The sequence below is a fragment of the Salinicola sp. genome (genome assembly GCF_982684285.1).
This window is the reverse complement of record NZ_CEXLVS010000200.1, coordinates 1354-4362: the sequence shown is the minus strand read 5'-3', so window position 1 is coordinate 4362 and position 3009 is coordinate 1354. Positions and strand designations below refer to the sequence as shown.

Here is a 3009-nt window from a genome sequence, read left to right as displayed (position 1 = left end):
CTGCAGGCGGCGGGGCAGATGGAGCTGGACGAACTGGCCGAGCGGCTGCTCAACACCCAGGACCTGGGGCAGATCCTGATCACCGGTCACGCGGACCCGATCGGCAACGAGCGGGCCAACCAGCAGCTCTCGCTGCAGCGAGCCATGACGATTCGCCAGTACCTGATCGGCAAGGGAGTCCCCGCCGGGCTGATCGAAGCCAAGGGCGCGGGGAGCGAGCGTCCGCTGGTGACGTGTGATCGCAGTCAGCCGCGTGCGCAGCTTATCGACTGCCTGGCGCCCAATCGGCGGGTCGAGATCGAGGTCAGGAAGCAGGAGTGAGCGATATTTTCGCCAATCGCGGGGCCTTGAATGTAACAAATTGAATCAAATGTATTTAAATGTGTTCATTGTCTTTAAAGTTTAAGAAGGCCATATATAATCTGAGTTAATCGGCGTTTTGTGAGGAATTGCATCGGGGAGCGTCATTTTGAAACATATTGGTCGTGTAGGAAATTGGATATGAAAGGTGTCGTCGATTTCCTACAGATTATGGTTTTTAGATGACGAAATTTCGTGTCGAAAGACGACATGCGATTTCCTGGTGTTGGTTTTTTCTCAATGGAAACAGCTGGTTGATCTGGTGAAGGAGGTCTTTCTTCGTCACGACTTGTGACGATAGATTGGCAAAGAGATGCCGCTCATGAGCATGGGCCCAGGCCGATTTTATTCGTGAGGGTGTCTTCCCGTAAGTGAGAAACTAGGAGAACTGAGCAAAATGGCTTTTGACGCATACCTCAAAATCGACGGCATCCCCGGTGAAAGTCTTGACGACAAGCACCCGGATTGGATCGAACTGAAGAGCTTCGACTTTGGTGCTAGTCAAGCGACTTCCGCAACGGCTAGCTCATCCGGTGGCGCTTCTGCAGAACGCGTCAATCTGAGTGAGTTTCGTATTCAGAAGTTCGTCGACAAGGCCTCTGCCAAGCTGTTCGAATCCTGCTGCAAGGGTCAGCACATCAAGGAAGTGGTGCTGCACGTCAACCGCGCGGGTGGCGACAAGGTTCGCTACATGGAGATCAAGCTCGAGGAAGTGATCGTCTCTTCCACTGAGATGGAAGGCACCTCCACCTCGACTGGCTTCGAGCAGAGCGAGAACGAAGATCGTCACGATCTGCCGTACGAGACCGTCAAGTTCAACTACGCGCGGATCAAGATCACCTACACACAGCAGAAACGCTCCGATGGCCAGGGCGGCGGCAACGTTGCGGGTGGCTGGGATCGCACGCGTAACAAGGTCTACGCCTGATCTTGTCCCTGCCGCCCTTCGGGGCGGTTCAACGACATACCCATCGGCCGTGGCGGCGGAAGGTGGGTATGTTGCCGGTCGGCCTGATCCGGGCGATGTTCCCTGTGACGGGACGGCTTACCGGCTGCAATCGGATTGTCGTTGGTTGACCCAGGCAGGGCGAGCCCTTTCTGCGTGAGCCAATGCCGACGCTGGCTGGACGATGCCGAAGTCCACCGCGACGCGAAATGATCATGAGGTCGAAGATATGGATCAACTCGGCGAACTCTCCATCGATGCGCTTCTCGCACCCATCGAGGGCGGCAGCCATGGTGGTAGTGGGGAAGACCTGACCTTTTCGATACTGTTCGACGAGATCAAGGAAGCGCGTCGAGCGGACCCTGCCTATCTCCCCCAGGGGGAGTGGCAGACCGAGCTCAAGCAGTCCGACTGGGGGCAGGTGATCAATCTGACCAGCACCGCGCTGGAGACCCAGAGCAAGGACCTGCAGCTCGCTGCCTGGCTGTGTGAAGGGCTGGTGCATCGCGAGGGCTTCGACGGCATGCGCTTCGGGCTGACGCTCACCGCGCGCCTGCTCGACGACTACTGGGAAACGCTCTATCCCGAGCTCGACGAAGAGGATCTCGACGAGCGCGCGGCGCGCCTGTCCTGGCTCGGCGATACCCTGGTCAACGTCGTGCGATCGTTGCCGTTGGTCGCCGGCGAGGGTTATAGCCTTGCGGACTACGACGAATCCCGTCAGGTGGAGAACCAGGCTCGCAACGACCCGGATGCCATGGATCGGGCATTGGGTGAAGGCAAGATCAACGACGAGATATTCCAGCGCTCGGTGGTGCTCAGCAGCACCGAGTTCCTGCAGGAGCGCCACGCCTCCATCGCCGCCTCGCTGGTGTCGCTGTCGCAACTGGATCAGATGAGTGACGAGCGCTTCGGCCGTGACGCGCCGAGTTTTTCGTCACTCGAGAAAGTGCTGGTTCAGTGCCGCGACCTGACCGAAAAGCTGCTTCGGGACCGCGGTGCCGGCGTCGCGGTCGATGAGGAAGCCGCAGCCCTTGCCGAGGCGGAAGCCGAAGCGCCGGGGCGCGTCGAGCCCAGTTTCATACCTCCTGCCACCGAGCCCGCCGGTCAACTGCGCACCAAGCCCAACAGTCGTGACGAGGCTTTCGAGATGCTCAACGGCGTCGCGCGCTACTTCAAGGAGCGCGAGCCGCACAGCCCGGTGCCTTACCTGATCGAACGAGCGGTGAAGTGGGGCCGCATGCCGCTTGAAGAGTGGCTCAAGGATGTGATCAAGGACAACGGCGTCATCGACAACATCCGCGACACCCTGGGTACGCAGCCCAAGGATGACGACTACTGACCATGTCTCGTGCCTCGATTTTCGATCTACTCCACCAACGTCAGCGGCCTCCCGAGCCGGTCGAGGAGACGACCTCGGCGCGCAGTGACTACGACGCCGACAGACTGCGGCTACTCGATGGCGTGGCTTTGACCGCGTCCGGCTTTGTCGGTGCCGGGACGGTGCCGGAGGCTCAGTCGCCGACGCTTTCACCCGCGCTCCATGGTCCGGACGGATTTCGTCTGCTGGTGCACCGGGTTGCCGACGCCATGCCTGTTCGGGAGCCTCGGCTGGGACGTTTAGAAGCCAAGGCATCACGGCTCCATGAGTTGGTACAGACGATCGTGATCGAGGCGCTGATGATGCTCGAGGCGCTGCCGGA

4 protein-coding genes are annotated in these 3009 nt (G+C 59.6%); all 4 read left to right on the top strand.

All coding sequences use genetic code 11. The annotated features are described in order from the left end of the window. Positions 1–321: OmpA family protein (locus tag AC3AYF_RS15660; protein ID WP_487779971.1), on the top strand; the 321-nt coding region annotated here is incomplete at its 5' end. A 436-nt stretch (positions 322–757) separates the two neighbouring features. Beyond that, positions 758–1288 carry an Hcp family type VI secretion system effector gene (locus tag AC3AYF_RS15655; protein ID WP_110714401.1) on the top strand — a complete coding sequence of 177 codons (531 nt, stop codon included), beginning with the start codon at positions 758–760 and terminating at the stop codon, positions 1286–1288. A gap of 247 nt (positions 1289–1535) precedes the next feature. Beyond that, positions 1536–2648, top strand: coding sequence for a type VI secretion system protein TssA (gene tssA, locus AC3AYF_RS15650; RefSeq protein ID WP_295040902.1), 1113 nt, complete (start codon positions 1536–1538; stop codon positions 2646–2648). A 2-nt stretch (positions 2649–2650) separates the two neighbouring features. After that, a partial coding sequence (locus tag AC3AYF_RS15645) for a hypothetical protein (protein WP_487779970.1) occupies positions 2651–3009 on the top strand: 359 nt, incomplete at its 3' end.